The organism is Lysinibacillus sp. GW247-5R2A (assembly GCF_059424475.1).
Genome location: NZ_JBWKZL010000010.1, coordinates 63,296 through 85,954, shown reverse-complemented (window position 1 = coordinate 85,954; position 22,659 = coordinate 63,296). Strand labels below are relative to the sequence as shown.

The 22,659-nt window shown below is 36.4% G+C and carries 22 protein-coding genes and 1 pseudogene; 15 read left to right on the top strand and 8 right to left on the bottom strand.

Annotation, left to right across the window (positions count from 1 at the left end; genetic code table 11):
* Positions 1-30: 30 nt before the first annotated feature.
* From AC07YC_RS15840 to AC07YC_RS15805, 8 genes are all read left to right on the top strand, one after another.
* The gene (locus AC07YC_RS15840; RefSeq protein ID WP_494919854.1) at positions 31-1,221 is read left to right on the top strand and encodes a M14 family metallopeptidase; all 1,191 of its coding nucleotides are present in this window, start codon (positions 31-33) and stop codon (positions 1,219-1,221) included.
* A 150-nt stretch (positions 1,222-1,371) separates the two neighbouring features.
* Positions 1,372-1,701, top strand: a complete 330-nt coding sequence (locus AC07YC_RS15835; RefSeq protein WP_008177869.1) for a PadR family transcriptional regulator — start codon at positions 1,372-1,374, stop codon at positions 1,699-1,701.
* Positions 1,698-2,105 (top strand): permease prefix domain 1-containing protein, encoded by a 408-nt coding sequence (locus tag AC07YC_RS15830; protein ID WP_008177870.1) that lies wholly within the window; start codon positions 1,698-1,700, stop codon positions 2,103-2,105. The genes AC07YC_RS15835 and AC07YC_RS15830 overlap by 4 nt, the downstream gene beginning before the upstream one ends.
* A gap of 2 nt (positions 2,106-2,107) precedes the next feature.
* A complete protein-coding gene (locus tag AC07YC_RS15825; RefSeq protein ID WP_336636299.1) occupies positions 2,108-2,764 on the top strand; it encodes a hypothetical protein in 657 nt (218 codons plus the stop codon).
* Positions 2,765-2,776: 12 nt separating this feature from the next.
* Positions 2,777-3,808, top strand: a complete 1,032-nt coding sequence (locus AC07YC_RS15820; protein ID WP_494919853.1) for an alpha/beta hydrolase — start codon at positions 2,777-2,779, stop codon at positions 3,806-3,808.
* 92 nt (positions 3,809-3,900) lie between these two features.
* Entirely contained in the window at positions 3,901-4,308 is a 408-nt protein-coding gene (locus AC07YC_RS15815) for a MarR family transcriptional regulator (RefSeq protein ID WP_036121788.1), read from the top strand.
* 130 nt (positions 4,309-4,438) lie between these two features.
* Complete coding sequence (locus AC07YC_RS15810) at positions 4,439-5,098, top strand: hypothetical protein (RefSeq protein ID WP_336636297.1); 660 nt, start codon at positions 4,439-4,441, stop codon at positions 5,096-5,098.
* Positions 5,095-5,376 carry a hypothetical protein gene (locus AC07YC_RS15805; protein WP_336636296.1) on the top strand — a complete coding sequence of 94 codons (282 nt, stop codon included), beginning with the start codon at positions 5,095-5,097 and terminating at the stop codon, positions 5,374-5,376. The genes AC07YC_RS15810 and AC07YC_RS15805 overlap by 4 nt, the downstream gene beginning before the upstream one ends.
* A gap of 110 nt (positions 5,377-5,486) precedes the next feature.
* On the opposite strand, the pseudogene AC07YC_RS15800 reads toward AC07YC_RS15805, so the two are convergent.
* From AC07YC_RS15800 to AC07YC_RS15785, 4 genes and pseudogenes are all read right to left on the bottom strand, one after another.
* A pseudogene (locus AC07YC_RS15800) lies at positions 5,487-6,563 on the bottom strand (ankyrin repeat domain-containing protein).
* Positions 6,564-6,778: 215 nt separating this feature from the next.
* Positions 6,779-8,260: a malate dehydrogenase (quinone) gene (gene mqo, locus AC07YC_RS15795; RefSeq protein WP_036121800.1), complete on the bottom strand. Its 1,482-nt coding sequence runs from the start codon at positions 8,258-8,260 to the stop codon at positions 6,779-6,781.
* A 377-nt stretch (positions 8,261-8,637) separates the two neighbouring features.
* The gene (locus AC07YC_RS15790) at positions 8,638-9,411 is read right to left on the bottom strand and encodes a nucleotidyltransferase domain-containing protein (RefSeq protein ID WP_494919852.1); all 774 of its coding nucleotides are present in this window, start codon (positions 9,409-9,411) and stop codon (positions 8,638-8,640) included.
* Between the two features lie 155 nt (positions 9,412-9,566).
* On the bottom strand, positions 9,567-9,716 hold the full coding sequence (locus tag AC07YC_RS15785; protein ID WP_494919851.1) for a hypothetical protein: 150 nt from the start codon (positions 9,714-9,716) through the stop codon (positions 9,567-9,569).
* Positions 9,717-9,867: 151 nt separating this feature from the next.
* Between AC07YC_RS15785 and AC07YC_RS15780 the strand changes: the two genes are divergently transcribed.
* Complete coding sequence (locus AC07YC_RS15780) at positions 9,868-10,359, top strand: hypothetical protein (RefSeq protein ID WP_494919850.1); 492 nt, start codon at positions 9,868-9,870, stop codon at positions 10,357-10,359.
* Positions 10,360-10,414: 55 nt separating this feature from the next.
* Here the strand turns inward: AC07YC_RS15780 and AC07YC_RS15775 are convergent, their stop codons facing one another.
* Positions 10,415-10,693: a hypothetical protein gene (locus AC07YC_RS15775; protein WP_025115736.1), complete on the bottom strand. Its 279-nt coding sequence runs from the start codon at positions 10,691-10,693 to the stop codon at positions 10,415-10,417.
* A gap of 176 nt (positions 10,694-10,869) precedes the next feature.
* Positions 10,870-11,079: a hypothetical protein gene (locus AC07YC_RS15770; RefSeq protein WP_336636291.1), complete on the bottom strand. Its 210-nt coding sequence runs from the start codon at positions 11,077-11,079 to the stop codon at positions 10,870-10,872.
* Between the two features lie 246 nt (positions 11,080-11,325).
* Between AC07YC_RS15770 and AC07YC_RS15765 the strand changes: the two genes are divergently transcribed.
* The 4 genes from AC07YC_RS15765 to gnd are packed head-to-tail and all read left to right on the top strand — an operon-like array spanning position 11,326 to position 16,381.
* Positions 11,326-12,057, top strand: a complete 732-nt coding sequence (locus AC07YC_RS15765; RefSeq protein WP_008177887.1) for a GntR family transcriptional regulator — start codon at positions 11,326-11,328, stop codon at positions 12,055-12,057.
* A complete protein-coding gene (gene gntK, locus AC07YC_RS15760) occupies positions 12,050-13,591 on the top strand; it encodes a gluconokinase (RefSeq protein ID WP_494919849.1) in 1,542 nt (513 codons plus the stop codon). Before AC07YC_RS15765 ends, gntK begins: the two co-directional genes overlap by 8 nt.
* Positions 13,592-13,606: 15 nt before the next feature.
* The gene (locus AC07YC_RS15755; protein WP_336636289.1) at positions 13,607-14,953 is read left to right on the top strand and encodes a GntP family permease; all 1,347 of its coding nucleotides are present in this window, start codon (positions 13,607-13,609) and stop codon (positions 14,951-14,953) included.
* 27 nt (positions 14,954-14,980) lie between these two features.
* Positions 14,981-16,381 carry a decarboxylating NADP(+)-dependent phosphogluconate dehydrogenase gene (gene gnd, locus AC07YC_RS15750; RefSeq protein ID WP_336636288.1) on the top strand — a complete coding sequence of 467 codons (1,401 nt, stop codon included), beginning with the start codon at positions 14,981-14,983 and terminating at the stop codon, positions 16,379-16,381.
* Between the two features lie 27 nt (positions 16,382-16,408).
* On the opposite strand, the gene AC07YC_RS15745 is transcribed toward gnd, so the two are convergent.
* Positions 16,409-17,980: a histidine kinase N-terminal 7TM domain-containing diguanylate cyclase gene (locus tag AC07YC_RS15745; RefSeq protein ID WP_494919848.1), complete on the bottom strand. Its 1,572-nt coding sequence runs from the start codon at positions 17,978-17,980 to the stop codon at positions 16,409-16,411.
* A gap of 112 nt (positions 17,981-18,092) precedes the next feature.
* Here AC07YC_RS15745 and AC07YC_RS15740 point away from each other — a divergent pair, with 112 nt between their 5' ends.
* Positions 18,093-18,422 carry a BRCT domain-containing protein gene (locus AC07YC_RS15740; protein WP_494919847.1) on the top strand — a complete coding sequence of 110 codons (330 nt, stop codon included), beginning with the start codon at positions 18,093-18,095 and terminating at the stop codon, positions 18,420-18,422.
* 66 nt (positions 18,423-18,488) lie between these two features.
* Here the strand turns inward: AC07YC_RS15740 and AC07YC_RS15735 are convergent, their stop codons facing one another.
* A complete protein-coding gene (locus AC07YC_RS15735; RefSeq protein WP_336636285.1) occupies positions 18,489-19,160 on the bottom strand; it encodes a peptidylprolyl isomerase in 672 nt (223 codons plus the stop codon).
* A 704-nt stretch (positions 19,161-19,864) separates the two neighbouring features.
* Between AC07YC_RS15735 and AC07YC_RS15730 the strand changes: the two genes are divergently transcribed.
* Positions 19,865-22,642: a bifunctional diguanylate cyclase/phosphodiesterase gene (locus AC07YC_RS15730; protein WP_336636284.1), complete on the top strand. Its 2,778-nt coding sequence runs from the start codon at positions 19,865-19,867 to the stop codon at positions 22,640-22,642.
* The last annotated feature ends 17 nt before the right edge of the window (positions 22,643-22,659 follow it).

Here is a 22,659-nt window from a genome sequence, read left to right as displayed (position 1 = left end):
GAACCATTTTTAACTAAGGAGAGAATGCATGTGGACATATTCGTAAGGCCAGGAGATTCCCTTTGGCATTTCAGTGAAGTGTTTAAAATACCTCTTCCACTCATTTTAGATTCCAATCCCAATATAAATCCTCAATTTTTAAGAGTCGGGCAACGCGTTCGTATTCCTGGATTTGTGATCATTGACTATCAAGTAAAACAAGGGGATTCTCTTTGGCAAATTGCACAAAGGTATAATCTCACACTTGTTGCGTTATTACTCGTAAACCCGGGTGTTAATCCAAGTCAATTACAAATTGGCCAGATGATTCACATACCTCAACGCATAACATGGCGCTTAATTGATGGTAAGCAAAATTATACGTACAACATCATGATGAATGATATTCAAAGGCTCGTTAACGCCTATCCATTTCTTCGCAATTCTATCATTGGTAGCTCTGTGTTAGGGAAGGAATTACCCGAGCTATTAATTGGTCATGGAGCTAAACGTGTTCACTATAATGGCTCCTTCCATGCAAATGAATGGATTACTACACCTATTATTCTAACATTTTTAAGTGACTATTTGCTCGCTCTCACGAACCAAAATAATATGAATGGACTTTCTTTATTCCCTCTTTATCAGCAAACGACCCTATCCGTAGTGCCAATGGTGAATCCTGATGGCGTCAATTTAGTCATACAAGGCCCGCCAAATGATGAATCATTAAACAATCAACTCATCTCATGGAATAATGGTAGCTCTGATTTTTCTGGCTGGAAAGCAAATATCCATGGTGTCGATTTAAATGACCAGTTTCCTGCCGAATGGGATTTAGAAAGCGCCCGTAACCCGAAAACTCCTGGGCCTAGAGATTATGGCGGAGAAAGACCTTTGTCTGAGCCTGAGGCCATAGCGATGGCAGATTTGACCAAGCAGCGTGATTTTGCTAGAGTACTAGCCTTTCATACACAGGGCCGCGTTATTTATTGGGGCTTTGAAAATCTTGAACCACCTGAATCAGAGGTGCTTGTGAATGAGTTTAGTCGAGTGAGTGGCTATGAAGCCATACAATCTGCTGGGAGCTATGCAGGCTATAAAGATTGGTTTATCCAAGATTGGCGTAGGCCAGGTTTTACCGTTGAATTAGGAAGTGGCACAAACCCTCTACCGATAAGTCAATTTGATGATATTTATGAGGAAGCTAAGGGAATCTTTCTTGCAGGATTATATATGTAGAACACTATGATCGATCACTCCACTCGCTAGGCAGCGAATGGAGTTCTTTTTTCGTGCTCTAAAAAAAGAAAATAAATTACTTTGACAGGCAGAGTAATGTTTGCTAATATTACTCTGACAGATAGAGCAATAAAATGAAGTAGGTGACTTATGGTTCGCAGTGATATTATCCGAGGACACTTGGATTCGATTATTTTACGGCTCATTTCAGAAAAAGACCGCTATGGCTATGAAATTTCTCAGGAAATAAGTCTCCGTACAAATAATCGATTTCAGATTAAAGAAGCAACTTTGTATGCTGTTTTTCAACGTCTTGAGAAAAAAGAAATTATTGAAGCCTATTATGGAGATGTTTCACATGGTGGCAAAAGAAAGTATTACCGCATTACCTCATTGGGAAAGGCGTATTTAAATGAGTTAGTGAAAGAATGGTCGGAAGTAAAAGAAATTATTGATTTATTTATGGAGGGCGTCGAATGAAGAGAATAAAAAACCATATTGATGAGCTGTTTAAGGATATTCCTCACAACAATGAAACGGAAATGGTTAAACAAGAAATTATTGAAAATCTTGAAGAGAAAGTATTTTATTTGATGGACCAAGGAAAGGAACAAGAGGATGCCATCAATAAAGCAATTGTGGAGTTTGGAGACATAGAAGATTTAAAAAAGGAACTGGGCGTTAAGGTGCCTGCTAAGAAAAATATGGCTAAATTAAATTTAGAATTCTCTCTTTGGGGTAGTGGCTTAATTATTGCATTCTTTATATTTATTAATCTTTATTACACACCACAAACAATTTGGGCAATCTATCCAATCTTCGCCATTCTTTGGTGGCCATTGTCTATGTACTTTGTATGGTCTCGTAAGAGATGGGGTGAATAAACATGAAGAATTTTATTAACTTCTCACTAACTGGGAGCATCATGACAATGATTTTTTTAGGTATCGTCAATTTCACGACATCGCCCCAAACAATGTGGTTTATCTATCCTTGCTTACTGCTATTGCTTTGGCCAATTACGATCATCTGTATGTATAAAAGAATGTATAAACAATACTCAATTATTTGTAGTACGATGATTATCGCGTTTCTTATTATAGAAAACTATATTTACACACCAGATCATCTATGGTTCATTTACGCCATTTACCCTATTCTCTGGTGGCCAATTCTGATGTATTTAGATGAAAAAGCAAAAACGCTAAAAATCGCACTGATCGGCTGTGCTTCTACGATTATTTATTATGCTTTAGTAAACATCATTTTATCACCTCAATACCCTTGGGCAATCTATCCTGCCTTTTTAGTTCTGTGGTGGCCCCTAGCTTTATACCATGCTCAACGAAAAACATTTGTAGCTTTCTCCGTCACTGCTACATTATTAATAAGTATCTTTTTTATCATCGTCAATATTGTTTCTTCCCCAGGAGTTATATGGGCATTCTACCCTATTTTTGTTACGCTTTGGTGGCCTCTGAGTATGTATTTTTATGTGTATAAAAGAAGAATGTATCAAGAGTCATTCGCAAAACGCATGTAAGGAAGGAATACGATGAAGACATATATTCATTTTATTAAATATTTTGTTATAGTCATTGTACTTTTACTCGTATTGATGCTTCTCTTCCCAACGTGGACTTCCTCCATAAAAGGCTCTAACAGCATTAGCGTTTTAGAGCAAGTCGAAATAAATGGCACTGGTCATGAAATGATGATCCGTGGTCATGACAAAGAAAACCCTGTCATTATTTTTGTTCATGGCGGACCTGGTTGCTCTGAAATACCCTATGCAGAAAAATATCAAGATTTACTAGAAACTGAGTTTACTGTGGTCCATTATGATCAGCGAGCTAGTGGGAAATCCTATCATTTTTTCGAGGACTATTCTAATCTCTCTTCAGATTTGCTTGTGGAGGATTTATTAGCACTGACAGATTATATAGCCAAACGACTAGACAAAGAAAAAGTCATCTTAATTGGTCATTCCTATGGCACATATATTGCTACACAAGCAGCCGCTAATGCCCCTGAAAAATATGAAGCTTATATTGGGATAGGACAAATGAGCAATACAATCGAAAGTGAGATTGATAGTTTAAATTTCACTATCCATCAGGCTCAACTGCAAGGTAACAAAGAAGATGTTTTACATTTACAACAGTTAGCTGATGAAATTAAGGCTGGTGCAAAGTTTACACCTCGAAATTACGTCAATAAATATGGTGGTGCTACCCAGTTAATTGCTAATCCTGATGGTCATATGCTAGGGATGCTGTTCAGCAAAGAATATAATTTATTAGATATTATCCGTTATAACTATGGCCTATCCTTGTCTCAAGAAGCTTTATTAAAAGAAGTCATGCAGCACCCCCTACCAGCAAAGGTCCAAAAGCTTGATTTACCCTTCTATTTTTTAATGGGCAACTATGATTATCAAACATCCTCACGAGCAGCCAAAAATTACTTCGACCAAATTAGCGCAGAGAAAAAAGAATTTATAGCTTACGAGCAATCTGCACACTATCCACAATTCGAAGAAAAGGAAAAATTCTTTGAATGGATGCACGCAACTTTTAAACAATAAATGCTTATTTCTTTAGAGGTATTGTATTCTTGGAAAGATATATTCACTTGCTATATAATTCAATTATTAAATATTTTAACGGACGTGATTATATGGCTGACAGTCTACTTAATGTAGAAATCATTATGAAGGAAATGCTAGAAATACAACAAAAATCGAAAATGTTTGTAGACCTTTTATCTGAAGGAGAAGCGTTATCGCAAAACCAGCTCATCCTACTTCTACAACTTAAAATAAATAACGGTATGAAAGCGACAGAAATTGCAGATTTCTTTAGTGTGACACCTGGAGCTGTAACCTCTATGTGCGATAAACTGGAAAAACTAGCGCTCATACAACGGATAAGAGAAAATAATGATCGTCGTGTGGTCAAAATGGTTTTAACAAGTACTGGTGATGAAAAGGTCCAAGAAATCTTTTTAAAATTTTCCCAAGACAAACTGATAGACATGGCCACTATTTTAAGCGAAGTAAACAAGCTCATGAATAAAATCTTTTAGGATTTCAATAAACTTGAAATCCTTTTTTTATTGGTTGGTTCTTGACAAATGGAAGTTGCATATAATTTAATTAATATATATTTTAATAATTAAAATATATATTAATTAAATTATAATGAGGTGATTTTTTATGTTTCAAAACCTTCGTACACTTACACTAACAAATGGTCGTATTAAAAATCTGGATGCTGATTATGAGCAATTAAATATCCGAGGAGCTGTAGCCATCCAACAAGAAGTACGTCTAAAAAAAGTATCTACTCATGGCCATAGTTCCTTTTATTTCCCTGTTATCGTCCAATCCTTTACTAGTACAGGTTCTTGTACTTTAAAGGATTATTGCGAAATGGAAGAGCTAATGAATGCGGGTAACATAAAAATGCGTAGTGGTCATATTCAAAAGATCAATAGCTCTGGAAAATTGGTAGCTGAAGAGAAATTGCAGTGCGAGAAGCTCGATGCTATTGGAATTGTAAAAGCTGCAGAAATAAAAGCTGAGCATTTTCACTTAAAATTGTCAGGAGAGAGTGAAATTGACCTATTATCCGCTGAACATATTTTGGTGGAAAAGGATAGGGTCACACTACTTTCATTTTTGAAGAAAACATTAAGTTGCCATACTATTAGAGGCAAACACTTGAAACTAGCCTATACCAAGGCAAAAATAGTGGAAGGTGAAGTTGTTACAGTTGGAGAAAATTGTCATATCGGAACACTGTACTATTCAGATGACTATACGATTGCTTCCAACGCAAAAGTGCAGCACATTATACGGAGGGAAAAAGAGTGATATTGCTAAAATGGCTACAAGTTTTTTTTGGCTCATTAGCACTAGTTGTATTATCCGTATTGTACGCTGGCTTATTGTTAAGTGGCGTTCTTTCCCTATTAGCTGGCTTTTTAAGAACCTTTGGATTTCATCAAATTAAGATGAACGTTTGGTATGGTGTAGAATTACCGATTATATTAAGCATCCCTCTAGCATTGCTAGTAGCCATACTACTGTTCTTTTGTGCAAGGTATGTCAAACATTCTATAGCTTTTTGCTTCTCGAAGATCAGAAATTAATATGGAAGAGCGTTAAAGGAACAGCACCTTAACGCTCTTCTACTAGCTTATTTTGTATGACCTGACCACCTAGCATGAAATAGGAAACGCACGAAGAAAATTTTACTGTCTTATGAGAGTTCCCCTTCAAGAAATTGAATGAGATACATTTCTGGCCAAGCACGGAAATCTGTAAAACTACTTAAATCTGCATATACCTCATGCTCCAAATCATAACAACCTACCTGTCCCTTTGGGTTCCATACTAATTGCAAATCAGAGTACTGATCGATAATAGCTGAAATACGGAGCAGTTTTTGACCGTCAACCTTCATCTCAATTGTTTCCGTCAGATTGAAAAAATCGATGTATTGAATTTCATAATTATTGACTGCAAGCTTAAGATGTAATTGATCGCCTGTCAGAAAATTAAGCAGCTCACTCGGTAAATTATATTTTTTTAATTCATATTTTTTATTTTCTATATGATGAAGCTCAGCAGGTTCTAACGCCTTTAAATATTGAGCTATCTCTATATTTTTTATACTTACCGCAATGTTGTAGGCTCTTTCTCCATCCTTCTCTGTTAATGAAATATCTGCCCCCCGCTCAACTAAATACCTCACCATAGCTATATAACCCATACGTGTCGCAATCGTTAATGGTGTAGGCTCATACGGATAGACCATATCAGGCTTTTGATAATTAATATCTACCCCTTGATCAAGTAAATAGGTAACCATATTTTTGTCATAATTTTATACAGCCTGACGTAATACTGCCCCACCATATTGTTTTATATCAAGCCCCAGTTCATGAATGAGCGGGATATTCTTCTTATTACCATAGTAGGCCTGCGAGTAGGCACCAGATCCAACGCGATTATGTCCATCTAATTTAGCCCCATGTGAAACGATATAGCGGATTATATTCTCCTTACAATATCGAACAGCTCTTAAAAAAGAAGGATTTTGATCAACATTCAAATTAACATGATAGTCGATTAATAGTTTTACAACATCCAACTTTTGAGCAATCAATGCTAGATCTAAGGGACTTAATGATATGTGCTTACTTAAAACAATATCTTCTTCAATATCCCAGCCATTTACCTTTGCAATTTGTAATGCAGCTATTTCACCAGTATAAATATGCATGGCAATTTCAGGAATTTCCTGAAATGTTCCAATATCTTTTAATTTAATCATCTATTGCACGGCTCCCTTCCTATGTTTATAAAGAGTATAGAAAATAATATCCTATTAAACAACAGGGCGTAATACGTACAATTGAATACCAAACAATAAAATTTATATTAGTAACGGAGTTTTTTATTCAAAATTTCCCAGGAAAAGATGACCATAAAAAAAGCTCCTAATCGCAAATGGATTAAGAGCTTTTTAAACATCTATACAATTGATTTTTATTTCAAACGAAGTGCTTCATCTGTTGTTGCATTAATTTCTTTCAGAAGCTCTGGGTGTTCTGCTAATGATAAACCGTAGGAAGGAATCATTTCTTTAATTTTTGCTTCCCACTCTTTAATATGTTGAGGGAAACATTTATTAATAACTTCTAGCATTACATGTACAGCTGTAGAAGCACCTGGTGAAGCTCCAAGTAAAGCTGCAATTGATCCATCGCCTGCACTTACAACCTCTGTACCAAATTGAAGTGTTCCTTTACCGCCTGCTTCAGTGTCTTTAATAACTTGTACACGTTGACCTGCTACGATAATATCCCAATCATCACTCTTCGCATTTGGAATGAATTCACGTAATTCTTCCATACGTTGCTCTTTTGAAAGCATAAGTTGTTGGATTAGATATTTTGTTAATCCCATTTCTTTAACGCCTGCCGCTAATAAAGTTGTAATATTATGCGGTTTTACAGAGGCAAATAAATCCATGTTTGAACCTGTTTTTAAGAATTTCGGTGAGAAACCTGCAAATGGTCCAAATAGTAACGACTTCTTATTATCAATATAACGTGTATCTAGATGCGGAACTGACATTGGTGGAGCACCCACTTTTGCTTTTCCGTATACTTTTGCATGATGCTGTTCAGATACTTCTTGGTTATTACATGCTAGGAATAAACCGCTAATTGGGAATCCACCAATATGTTTACCTTCAGGAATACCTGATTTTTGTAGTAATTCTAGGCTTCCTCCACCAGCTCCAAGGAAGACAAATTTTGCTGAATGATATTCCATTTTACAGCCGTCTAAATCATGCACACGTACTTCCCATGAACCATCACTAGCTTGTTTTAAACTTTCAACACTATGATTGTAGTTAACATCCACGTCATTTGCTTTTAAGTGGTCAATTAACATACGTGTTAAAGCACCAAAGTTAACATCTGTACCCGTGTCAATTTTTGTTGCAGCAATGTCTTCACCATCAGGACGATCTTCCATAATAAGTGGAATCCATTTTTTTAGTGTTTCAGGGTCATTTGAAAATTCCATTCCTTCAAATAAAGGATTTTGGATCATTGTCTCATGACGTTTTTTAAGAAACTCAACATTTTCTTTCCCTTGCACTAAACTCATATGTGGTAAAGGCATAATGAAGTCTTGTGGATTATTGATCAGCTTATTGTTTACAAGATAAGACCAAAATTGTCTTGAAACCTGGAACTGTTCATTAACATTAATCGCTTTTTTGATATCGATTGATCCGTCTTTTTTCTCTGAAGTGTAGTTCAGCTCACATAGTGCAGCATGTCCAGTCCCCGCATTGTTCAATTCGTGAGAACTTTCTTCGCCTGCTTTCTCAAGCTTCTCAAACACTGTAATTTTCCAATCTGGTGCTAATTCTTTGAGTATTGTTCCCAAAGTTGCACTCATGATTCCGGCACCAATTAAGATAACATCTGATTTTATTTGTCTGTTACTCATTTTTACCTTCCTTATATGTTAAGATTTGCAGAAAGGATGTAAGCACTCCTGCTTTAGAAGTACTGTAAGCCATGGAGCAACCTCGGAGCACACCATTTCTGTATCAATTATTACCTTATTGCAGTTTATCACAATTAGTTCAAGAATAAAATATCAACTATTTATATGAGAGTTATCAGCTTTTTTCGAGCCTTTATCATCATAATTCAAGCAAAAAACTCATTTTTTATTAGACACAAAACTAGGATATTTTAAGTTTTATGGAATAACGGGCCTAAAAATGGTTGACATTTTCATAAAAAATATATTCTTATTTATTATTATATCTGTATAGTAACATAAAAACTGACACGCGTCTCATATCAGAATGAGGCAGATTAACCTTCTATTGGGCTTTTTACATACCAGCCATCTATACAAAAACCACCCATTTGTTTTAACACATAACTAACCAATGCCTCCAATGATCCCAACATCTGTTCAGTATTGCTCTCTTTCATTGCTTGCAGAAACATTTGTTTAAAGTGCTCATCAGGAAAGGCTGACTTCATATACTTTTGCAGGTAGATAGGATCTACAAGATAAGCATGGATTTGATAAGTAGGAATCGTATCCACATTTAAAAACTGTCCATACTCCATAAACAAAGTCGCTAATGCATGATGATAAACAAAGATGAAGTCTCCTCTCTTTTGCTCATAACAGTCTTTTGTATTATCTAACATATCCCATAATCCATATTTTTTTAATTCCAGAACCGTTTTATTAATGGTTTCATCATTTTTCTCTTGCCATGCATATGCCTCCAATTTTAATTCATTTATTATTCCAGTATAATCAAATACAACTTGCCCTGTTTGAAATTGTACCATCGACATTGTCCTATGATTATTAAAATCATCTTGGAAATATCGCCGAATTTGACCGGGTGGATTAGCAAAGTATTCAATCAAAAAGCCATCAACTATTTGATTACCTCTTTCTCGCCATTTCACATCATTTGATAAAATAATATGTACATCTATATCAGATCGTTTGGAAGGATGTCCTGTAACGTAACTCCCACACACTAACGCGCCAATTACTTCATCTCTGCCCTGCCAATCTTTCAAAAATGTTTCGAGTGCTTTTCTCCAATTTTCCAACGTCATCCATTTCTCCTCTTTATTATGTATTTCCTTCAAAACCTAGCAATCCCACGACAATTGCTTTTATATGATTGCTACGACTTCCTATAAATAACGAATGTATTAAATAAAATCCTTCGAGAGTGTATTTCTTGAAGGATTTTGATATGGAACCACTATTAAAATAGATCAGATAAAAAACTTTGCATGGATGTTGGCAATAAATGATAGAATAATCCTTCATATTTGATATCGAGTATACCCGCAATGATCATTACAACAACTGCTACTGCTAAAAATACTTTCTTATGTTTCGAAATCCACTTCAATAGATTCCACTCCTCTAACTTTATAGTAAACATATTTAAGTATAGATGAGGACCATACAAAATAGTAATACCTATTTATGTCTGTCACCTCAGTCTGCAATGCTACATAAATTAAATGAAGGCACAAGAATGTTTTTAGAAGGGAATGGCTATGGTAAATTTTAAATCTTTTCGTGGCGTTATTACACAAATTAGTGATTTTCCAGTGGGGCAAAATGGGGACAGAGATGGCTGTTATAAAATGATGAGTGTGGAAGATGGTGTAGGCGGAGTCGTCAACTTTGTCATTTCTCCTTCTACTTATTTTGTGAATCAAGAAGTGGTTACGGTTGGTGAATGGGTCACTGGGTATTATGATGGGGATGCACCTGTACCTATGATTTATCCACCACAATATCGTGCATTAATTGTAGTAAAAGAAAGTAACTTCCAAAACGTTAAGGTAGATTTTTTTAATCAACAATTGGTGAGTAGCGATGGGCAATTACAATTAAACCTGTCCCCTTCAACCGTTATGTCACTTAAAAATGGGCAACCTTTTACCAAAAGCCCTGCTAATCGAAACCTGATTGTTATGTATGGTCCTACTACTAGAAGTATACCTGCCCAAACTACCCCATATGAGATTATCGTTTGGTGTTAAGAAAAAGTTTGAACGGCTTAAGTCCACCCACTTGGACATAAGCCGTTTTTCTTTGTTACTGTCCAGACATATTTTCTTTCATTTCATGTAGCTGCTGCTTGATTTGCTCTAGATACTCTTTATTTTGCTGCACTGTATCCAAATGCTCGCCATATTGCTCTGCATTGAGACGTGCATTTTCTGCATGTTTGATTTGATCAAAGGCATGCTCGATAGCTATTTCCTCAGGGTGTGATTTCGCATGCTTTAACATACGATCCGCCTTTTGCACCGAGTTACTAAATAATGTACTTGGATGATCCTGCTTCCAACTTGTATCTGAGTGTTTTGCCAATCTACTCTCTTCCCTTCCTTAAAAAGTTTTCATTGTTCAAATGTAGTATTATGAAATGCTCAGAAAATATGTATGGAAAGTATATTAGATAACACAATATTTCCCAGGCTATAAGTGAAGAACTAAGGTATCTACCCTAGTTCTTCTCGTTGTGTTGAATAGTTGTCAAATATAAACTAGTGCCATGCAGTACGCTCACTGACTGGTTGTTTGATACCTGTTTTCCCTTTAATTTCAGCAAAATTATTAACCTGTGCTGAAGATGTATCAAGTTCAAATTCAGAACCAAACTCTTCCTGGAGCTTTTGTCGAGGTTGGTTTGTTATGCTTGCACTTCTCGTTTCATTTGCTTTAGCATCTTTACGATTTGTATTCATATTTGACATAACCATCCTCCACTAATTATTTGAGAAGCTTTTCAACATTCATGCGTTTTAGAAACTTCTCACTGTAAAGTTTGTCCATGTAAAAAGAAAGCATGTACAATAAATTTTTTATTTTTACAAAGCATTATCGTGAAGGCTCTTTCCTCGACGTCTCTTTGTTATTCCTTTTATGTCGCTTGCAATCTTATTTTCTTTCTGACTATAATACTTGTATACAAGTATACTGAAAATAAAAAAGGTGATATTATGAGCGAATCTAATGATTATTTATATCCTCAAAAATGGCTTTCTAAGGCTTCAACTGGCGATCGTGTAGCTTATGAGCTTAGAATGCGTATTATTTCAGGCTTAATTGAAAGCGGTACCATTCTTTCTGAAAACAAATTAGCAGCCGATTTTGAAGTAAGTCGTTCACCCATTCGTGAAGCATTAAGGACATTGGCATCTGAGAACATCATTAGACTTGAGAAAATGGGCGCTGTTGTCATTGGTTTGTCAGAGAAGGAAATAGAAGAAATATACGATGTTCGTTTACTGATTGAGACATTTGTGTTTGAGCGTCTCATTAAAATGGATACAACTAACCTAGCGCTGGAACTTAGCAAAACATTAGAAATGATGAAGGTTGCCATAAAATATAATGATGCAGATGAATTTTCTTATCAGGATGTTATGTTCCATGAAGCTATTATTCGCTCCATTGGACATTCCTATATCGGTATGATCTGGAATAATTTAAAACCAGTAATGGAAGGATTAATCCTACTATCCATGCGCATGCGCTTTATTGAAAAATACGACGATTTCACTCGTATTGTGAACAATCACGAGCTATATATAGATGCTATCCGAGCTAAAGATCGAAAGCTCATGATTAAATCTTTACATGACAATTTTGACGATGTTCAAGGGACCGTGGAAGACCTATGGAGGTCACAGCAAATGCTATCTAAAGGGGTTGAGTCACAGGATGACTAACTATATGTTAGGTGTAGATATAGGGACTACTAGCACAAAAGCTGTATTATTCAGCGAGCAAGGCGAAGTTATTCAACAAGAAAATATCGGGTATCCATTGTATACACCTGATATTTCAACAGCGGAGCAAAATCCAGAAGAGATTTTTCAGGCAGTGCTGCAAGCAATGTCAAATATTATGAAGGTCCATTCGGGCAAACCATTATTATTTGTATCCTTTAGTAGTGCCATGCATAGTGTAATTGCGATAGACGAAAATGACCGACCGTTAACTCCTGTCATTACTTGGGCGGATAATCGTAGTGAGGCATGGGCACATAAAATTAAAGACGAATGGAATGGGCATGAGATATATAAAAGAACAGGGACCCCTATTCATCCCATGTCCCCGCTAAGTAAAATTACATGGCTTGTAAAGGAACACCCTGAACTAGCTAGTAAAGCAAAAAAATATATCGGCATTAAAGAATATATTTTTAAAAAGTTCTTCAATGAATATGTCGTGGATTATTCATTAGCCTCCTCTATGGGGATGATGAATCTTCATACTTTAGATTGGGATGAAGAGGCCTTAACGGTGGCTGGAATTACAAGTGCACAATTATCAACACTCGTACCAACAACTAAATATTTCAACAACTGTCACCCAATGTTGGCTGAGCAAATCGGCATTGATCCTCAAACACCTTTTGTGATCGGTGCAAGTGATGGCGTGCTTTCAAATTTAGGAGTTAACGCCATTAAGGAAGGCGAAATTGCCGTTACAATTGGGACAAGTGGTGCCATCCGTACGATTATTAATAAACCCAAAACAGATGTAAAAGGAAGAATTTTTTGTTATGCATTAACAGAAAACCATTGGGTTATTGGTGGTCCCGTAAACAATGGTGGTATGGTTCTTCGTTGGATTCGTGATGAGTTTGCCTCCTCTGAGATTGAAACAGCTAAAAGATTAGGCATTGATCCGTACGACGTGTTAACGAAAATTGCCGAGCGTGTAAGACCCGGTGCTGATGGCTTACTCTTCCATCCCTATTTATCAGGGGAGCGCGCTCCTTTATGGAATCCAGATGTACGTGGTTCATTTTTTGGTTTAACCATGTCCCATAAAAAAGAGCATATGATACGAGCTGCTCTTGAAGGGGTTATCTACAATTTATATACCGTATACCTAGCCTTACTTGAATGTATGGAAAGTCCCGTTACACGTATTCAAGCAACAGGTGGTTTTTCACGATCAGAGATTTGGCGACAAATGATGGCTGATATTTTTGAATCAGAGGTAGTAGTACCTGAAAGCTATGAAAGCTCCTGCCTTGGTGCTTGTATTTTAGGCTTATATGCAATCGGCAAAATTGATTCATTTGAAGTGGTGGCGGATATGATTGGTGACACTTATAAACATACACCTTTAGAAGAGGCAGCAAAAGAATATAGACAGCTACTTCCTATTTTCATTCGTTTATCAAGGGTATTAGCAGACGATTATGCATCTATTGCTCAATATCAGAGGAGCTTAATAAAGCCCGACTAAAAAGGAGGAAAATATATGCCTTTAGTTATTGTAGGTATTGGTATTATTGCACTGTTAATTTTAATAATGGTCTTTAAATTAAATACGTTTATCTCTTTAATCATTGTTTCATTTGGTGTGGCTTTAGTTCTTGGAATACCTGTAGATAGTATTGTGAAAACGATTGAAGCAGGATTAGGTGGTACACTAGGTCACTTGGCATTAATATTTGGACTTGGCGCAATGCTAGGTAAATTAATAGCCGATTCAGGGGGCGCACAGCGCATTGCTATGACCCTTGTGAACAAATTTGGAGAAAAAAATATTCAGTGGGCCGTGGTAGCGGCATCCTTTATTATCGGAATTGCCCTTTTCTTTGAAGTAGGACTAGTACTATTAATACCTATTGTTTTTGCTATTTCAAGACAATTGAAGGTATCTATTTTGTATCTAGGTATTCCGATGACAGCCGCTTTATCGGTTACACATGGATTTTTACCCCCACATCCAGGCCCTACGGTGATTGCAGGTGAATATGGGGCAAACATTGGCGAAGTATTGCTTTATGGTTTTATTATCGCCATTCCAACTGTGATTATAGCTGGGCCATTATTTACAAAGGTAGCTAAAAGATTAGTGCCTGAATCATTCAATAAAACTGGGAATATTGCCTCTTTAGGAGAGCAAAAAACCTTTGAGTTGGAGGATACTCCTAGCTTTGGCATCAGTGTTTTCACTGCATTGTTACCCGTTATTTTAATGTCAATCGCTACTATAATTACACTGCTACAAAAAACAATAGGCTTCGAAGATAACAGCTTATTAGCCGGAATCCGCTTCATTGGTGAGGCTGGTACTGCCATGTTAATTTCCTTATTAGTAGCCGTTTATACGATGGGTATAGCAAGAAAAATTCCAATTAAGCAAGTAATGGAATCATGTACAACCGCAATCTCGCATATTGGCATGATGCTGTTGATTATTGGCGGTGGCGGTGCCTTCAAACAAGTATTAATCGATGGGGGCGTTGGTGATTATGTAGCTGAACTATTCCAAGGAACTACCTTATCACCCATTCTATTAGCATGGATCATTGCTGCTATTTTACGTATCTCATTGGGATCAGCTACTGTTGCCGCTTTAACAACAGCTGGGCTAGTAATCCCTATGTTAGGCCAACATGATGTGAACCTTGCATTGGTGGTTCTTGCGACAGGTGCGGGAAGCTTAATTGCTTCACATGTTAATGATGCTGGATTTTGGATGTTTAAAGAATATTTCGGATTAAGTATGAAAGAAACGTTTGCTACATGGACGTTGCTAGAAACCATTGTATCTGTAGCTGGTTTAGGATTTATTTTATTACTTAGTTTATTTGTTTAAAAAATAGACAAGAAGGAGCGAGCATAAATGTTAAATACAATAGGCGTTATTGGTTTAGGTGTTATGGGCAGTAATATCGCCTTAAACATGGCTAACAAGGGCGAGCGAGTAGCCGTTTATAACTATACACGCGATCTAACGGACAAACTTCTACAAAAGGTCGAAGGACAAGCGCTTACTCCTTACTATGAAATAGAAGATTTTGTGCAATCATTAGAAAAACCAAGAAAGATCTTTTTAATGGTGACTGCTGGTAAAGCCATTGATTCAGTCATTGATTCCTTAGTGCCCTTCCTTGAAACAGGCGATGTTATTATGGACGGCGGTAACTCTCACTATCAAGATACTGAACGTAGACATGATGGACTGATGGCCAGAGGTATCGGCTATTTAGGCATTGGCATTTCGGGTGGTGAGGTTGGAGCTTTGACAGGTCCTTCTATCATGCCTGGTGGCAATCGTGAGGTCTACGAAAAAGCGGCTCCTATTCTTACGAAAATAGCAGCGCAATTTAAGGGCACTTCATGCTGCACGTATATGGGGCCTAAAGGTGCAGGCCATTTTGTCAAAATGGTCCACAATGGTATAGAGTACGCTGATATGCAGCTTATTGCCGAGGCCTATACATTTTTAAGAAATAATGTTGGATTGTCTGTTGAGGAGATCGCTGAAATCTTTGAAACATGGAATCAAGGAGAATTAAAAAGCTATTTAATTGAAATTACAGCTGAAATTTTACGAAAAAAAGATGATGTCACAGGCTTACCTCTGATCGATATGATTCTTGATAAAGCTGGTCAAAAAGGAACTGGCAAGTGGACGAGTATGCAATCCATCGATAATGGCATTCCAACTTCGATTATTACAGAGGCTTTATTTGCTCGCTATATTTCATCATTAAAAGAAGAACGAGTTCGTGCAGAAGTAGTATTAGCAGGTCCAAGCAGTACTCAGCCGAATCTCGATAAAGACATGTGGGTAGAATATGTCCGACAAGCTCTCTATATGGGGAAAATCTGTGCCTATGCACAAGGCTTTACGCAATATAAAATGACTTCAGAGCTCTATAATTGGAACTTACCATTAAAGGATATTGCGCTCATTTTCCGTAGTGGCTGCATTATACGTGCAGAGTTTTTAAATGTTATAAGCGATGCTTATGAAAAACAACCTACACTCGCTAACCTATTAATCGATCCTTACTTTGCAGAAAAAACAAAGGATTATCAAAGCGGATTGAGAAAAATTGTGTGCGAAGGTATACAGGCAGGTAATGCATTCCCATGCTTAAGTGCATCGCTCACATATTATGATAGCTATCGAACTGGTTCATCTAATGCTAACTTGCTACAGGCACAGCGCGATTATTTTGGTGCTCATACGTATGAGCGAACTGATTTAGCAGGTGTTTTTCACACAGATTGGTAAGTAAAAAGCTAAAATATACATCATTGTTCAATGATTGTATATTTTAGCTTTTTCATTATCTCTATACACATGTACTCGATTACGTCCTGCTTGTTTTGCTGAGTACAGTGCTTTATCTGCTTTGTTCAAGAGTTGATATAAGGTCTCTTCCCCATTTGTCCCTTCAGCTACCCCACAGCTAATCGTAGTCGTAATGATTCCCTCTGTAGTCTTAAGCGGTTGTAGCTCTATACTCTGACAAAGCTTATTTGCTAAAGCCTCTCCCTCTACTAATGTGCATCCTCGTAATGCAAGAACAAATTCTTCACCGCCATATCTTGCAAAAAGTTCACCATGTTTTAATTCATCCTGACAAGCCTTGACGACATGAACTAGTACTTGATCACCCACTGCATGACCATACGTATCGTTGACATGTTTAAAATGATCAATATCCATTAGCACCACTGTAAATGAGGATGACGTCCCTTTCGCCTCAACGTATGCTTGATTGCATTGTTGAAAAAATGCACGGCGATTATAAATTTGTGTAAGCTCATCATAATAGGCTTGTTTTTCCAACATTTTTTGGAGATTTTTTACCTCCGTCATATCGGTGAAAATTAGTAATAGTCCACTTCCATGATTCACATGCTGTAGTGCTGAAATACGCACTTGATATGTACGATTAGTAAGATCTAGCTCAAATTCCTGCGTCTTCACCACGCACTCCCATGTAAAGGGAATTGACTGCCCCGTTACCTCAAGCCATACCTTCGCAAAGTCCATGCCGAACATCGATCTCGTTAAGGGTGGGATCATCTTATTACAAGCCTGATTAAATTCTATTAATCGAAAACTTTCATCTAATACGATAACGCCATCATTGATACTATGAAAGATAGCATCTTTAGCGACCGGCATTACTCTAAACAAGCGCGAGGAATGAATGGACCATAAATATAACAGGGAGGAAGCCCATAAAACCATTGGAACTGGATCAATTCCTTGTGGTGTTAAGCCCAGCAAATAGACAAATGCTGTTATAATGGGAATCAACTGCCCACACATTAACGCAATTAATTGTGGTCGATAGGACTTAGCTGTTTCCTTCCAATGGGTCAGCACTAATAAAAATGCTACCAGCATGCTGGAAAATGTGAAGATGCCGTGAATGATATACCATAAACCAATTTCCTGATGAATATAGGGAGCCCCTAAAACAGGGTCAATTTCAAATACTCGATAATGTAAATGATGGATATCATTCGTAGCAACCAACACTATACTAATAGCAGGAATAACAAGAATTCCCATGAGTTTTTTCTTTGATAATTGAAAGCCCAAATACTGCATGATAAACAATAAGCCTAAGGGTGCAGAAGTTGCCATGCCGACATATAAAATAGTTGTCCAAATCTTTATAGCCTCAAGTGATGTAACTATTATGCAAAACGCAGAAGCAAAACAGTACACTGTTATTAAAGCTGTATAACCAATAAACAATTGAGCAATTTTTGTATAATTAAAACGTTGTAGAAAGACATATAAACATAAATACAAATTTAGTACACCTGATGTACAGCAAAGAGTAATAAAAGCGGTCAATTGCGAATTCATGTCTATGTACCTCTTTAAATTTTTATTTTTAATGTAGCATACATGCAAAACTTTGTGGATGTATTTATCACAACTAGCAGGTAAAAAATCGAAGGAGTTTCAGGAGGGCAATATGACGAATAAAGACAGCCTAGACATCATCTTTTCAGATCCAACCGAAAGCCTTCCCCACCCCTTTTATCAAAAGCAAATTGTGTTTACAGGCGCTCTTGTCACAATGACTCGTTCAGAAGCAGCCAGACAAGTAAAGGCTTGTGGTGGATTTTTACAAGGCGCCGTCACACAACAAACGGATTTTGTCATCCTTGGAGACAAACGTCGTGGCATCAGTACTAAACAACGCAAAGCTGAACAACTAATGAACTATGGTGAGGATATTCAAATACTTATAGAGGACGATTTTTTATGGCTTATTTCGATACCAAAGGAAGCTGAAGGATAAGGGTATATACGAGGTTATCGACAAATATAAAAGGCTAAATCCTAATTGATTTAGCCTTTTTAATGTCTACTTATTTACTTTAGGTGCCGGGTAATCAAAGCCCTTCGTGTCCACCTCTACTTTTTTCATTTGCTGATCTTCTAATGGTTTATCGGTAGCATCTCGCTCAGCCGCAACTATAGCATCTACCGTTTCCATACCTTCAAGAACTTTCCCAAAAGCAGCGTAGTCTCCATCTAGATTCGTCGATTCTTTTACCATAATGAAAAATTGTGATCCTGCTGAGTTTGGATTTTGCGAGCGTGCCATGGAAATAACACCACGTTCATGTTTCAGGCTATTGTCCCAACCGTTTGAGGAAAACTCGCCATCAATTGAATAGTCAGGTCCACCTGTCCCATTTCCTGAAGGGTCTCCACCTTGAATCATAAAATCAGGAATGACGCGATGGAATATAAGACCATCATAAAATCCTTCCTTCACCAATGAAATAAAGTTCGCAACAGTATTGGGTGCTACAGTAGGCTCTAATTCGATGACAATTTTTTCATCGTTGCTCATCGTAATTGTTACAATCGGATTTTCTTTCACCTTTGATGCGTAATTTTCTTCTGATTCCTTCGTTGTTGTACTTCCCTCTGGTTTCTTATTGTCCTTAGCAGTACCACAGCCCGTCAATACAAAAATGATTGCTAGCAACGATAACACTACATAAAAACCTTTGTTACGTGTGAACATCTTTTCAACTCCTCTTATTTACCATCTATTCATTATAAAACTATCCCATGCTTGACCACAATCAATCACCCATCATGTCGAGGTGATTACCATAAATTAAAATATGTTTTGGATATATAGTATGTAAAAATCAGAATATTTCATCATTTAAGAGGTGAATGCTTGGTTAGAGAGAGGAATTTTTATTGCACTGTAGAATAAAATTAGGAAGCTCTTTTATATTGAATATAATTCCATGTTTGTCATTTTTACTTTAGACCTTTGGAGAAAGGGCTGAAGATTTATTTAAATAGATAGCAGTCAAATAGATAGTAATAATATTTTAATATTCTTCCATTAAAGTTGAGCAAGCCCATTTTTGACCCGGCACATAATTTTCCTGTGAAAATGCTACAAAGTGCCATACAAGATTATTGCATTTTTTTTGATGAACAATTACTTTTCATTCCTAGTAAAAACCTAATAGATCATTATCGCCACTGTAGAATGTATTTAATTTTACTCAAGGGATTCTAGTCCTATATAAAAAGGGTAATGGCTAAAACTGAAAAATACTCTTAAGAAATTTTAACTAATTTCTACATTTTTTTACCTACCTGATTATTACTACTGTAAAATAAAATAATAAGACATTCGATACGAATAAAGCAAAAATTTAACAATTTTTCTACAGGACAATGACAAAAAATTGGGGGTTCATTTACATGTCTATAGAACAAACGAGATATTCTCGACTGGCCAATATAACGAAAATGATAAACATGAAGCTAGATTTACGTGAAGTATTGGAGCAGGTAACAATCGCAATATCTGAAGAAATCGTCAACTGTGATTCAGTGGGAATTTACTTACCACAAGAAGATGGAACATTCAGAGGATATGTAGGGAAACCAGAAGTGATTAACGGCTGGACATTGAATATGCATGTCATTGAGACTGAAATAGATTTACTGGCGAAGGAAGTGATTGAAACAAAGAAAACAATCTATATTCCTGATACTTCAAGAGACAATCGCCCTGACCCTAGAGCCGTTGAAGGATTTCATATTAAATCTTTACTAGTACTTCCTATTTCGTTTGAACAAGAGTTATTTGGACTTGTTTTTTTATTTGATTATGGAATTCCAATGAACTTAACAGAGGAACAAATTCAAACGGTTGAGGCCTATGTAAATATGGCTGCGGTGGCCATTCAAAACGCAAACAACTTAACTTATAAAGAGCATCTTATAAATGAAAAGCAGTTACTGCTCGATGTTACACGCGACCTATCCATGTGCTCTTCGCTACAGGAGAGCCTTGATAAATGCTTTTTCTACTTAGAAAAGGTTTTAGATAATAAAAATATAGGTGTTCATTTATTAGATCCTTTAGCAGAAAAAAGTATTAAACCGGCTAAGTTGAGTAAGGATAGCGATTGGACCGAAGAAAATTGGCTTAAAACGCATAACAAAATAAAAATTGATGAGAGTAATGACCCTGTCATGCAGGAAGTTTTTAAAACAAAAAAAGCCATTCTTATTCCAAATGTATTTGAGGATGACAGGCCAAATCATGAAGTTTGTCGTAATTTCGGTATAAATGGTTTAGTGATGTTTCCTTTGATTTCAATGGGTGAAATTTTAGGACAAATTTCGATTGTTAATCTTGAAAATAAACCTTTTTTCTATTCTGAGACTCAATTGCAGTTAGCTCAATCCATTGTTGATACTACTGCATCTGCCTTATCCAATCAGCTATATATGGAAAAACAAGAGATTATTATTGAGGAGAGAACATCAGAAGTAAGAGACAAAAATAAAGAGCTTGAACGAGTAGTCGCGGAATTACAACAGCTTAGCCGTGAAAAAGAGTTAATTCTCAACTCGGCAGGTGAAGGGATTTTTGGATTGGATCTTGACCGTAACATTACATTTTGCAATCCAGCAGGTGCGCTCATGCTGGGATATGAAACGGATAGAGAATTGATTGGACAATCAGTTGAAATTATTATGAGTGGTTGTGAAGCAGAGGACAACATGACTGTTTCACCCTTTTTAAATGCAAATTTTAACAGCTATGAAGTATTTTTCAGAAAAGATCATTCCAACTTCCCCGTTGAATACGTCACTTCTTTAATAATAGAAGGTGATAAGGTCGTAGGCGAGGTTATTACATTTAAAGATATAACGCAAAGAAAGCAATTAGAAGAGAAAATTAAATACCATGCCTACTTCGATAGTTTAACGGATTTGCCCAATAGAGTTCTTTTAATAGACAGACTCACGCAAGGACTGAAGTATGCGAAAGTAAATGGTGAAAAATTAGCTGTGCTTTACTTGGATTTAGATCGTTTCAAGTTAGTAAATGATTCGCTAGGTCATAGTTATGGAGATTTATTGCTTCAAAGTGTTGCCAAGCGATTAAGTGCCTGCGTCCCAGAAGATGCAACTGTATCAAGGCAAGGTGGAGACGAGTTTACAATCTATTTACCTAATATTAAGTGTGAGAATGACATTTTAAAAGTTATTAATTGTATCAATGCTTCTTTCTCACAACCTTTTAATTTAATAGACAATGAAATATATATTAAAACAAGTATTGGTATCAGTTTATTTCCTGAAAACGGCGATACTACAGAAACATTAATTAAAAATGCCGACACTGCCATGTATAAATCAAAGGAGACACCTGGCACTAGCTACCATTTCTTTAGTGAAGGAATGGATACAAGAACTTTTGAGAGTATCAAACTTGAAAATGATTTATATAAGGCTTTAGAGCGCGATGAATTGATTATCTTCTATCAGCCACAAATCAATTATAAAACAAATAAAATTAAGGGTGTGGAAGCTTTATTAAGGTGGAATCATCGAGAACATGGCATGATAACGCCCGATAGGTTTATTCCACTTGCTGAAGAAACAGGGTTAATCGTTCCAATCGGTGAGTGGGTTCTTAAGGAAGCATGTAAGCAATTAAAAGAATGGCATAATCAAGGATATCCTTTAATTAGTATGTCTGTGAATTTATCTGTCCATCAGTTCGAACAGAATAATTTATTTTCTATTATTGAAAATGTCTTATATGAAACAGATTTATCTCCTGAATATTTACAGCTAGAGCTCACTGAAAATCTAATTGTAAAAAATACAGAGGTAACATTAAAGACGATGACACAATTGAAGGGCCTCGGGGTCAATTTAGCTATTGATGATTTCGGTACTGGTTACTCATCTTTAGGCTATTTAAAGAATTTGCCGATTTCCACATTAAAAATTGATAAGTCCTTTGTACAAGAAATGCTAACGGATGATGCAGCGGCTATTACTAATACAATCATTACCCTAGCTCAAAATTTGAAACTGGAGGTTATTGCTGAAGGAGTCGAAACAAAGGAGCAAGCAGACTATTTATTGGCACAAAATTGTCATTTTATGCAAGGATATTTTTTCAGTAAGCCTATGAAAGCTGGAGAAATTATGAAAAAATATTTCTGTTAGCCTATTAAATGAATATG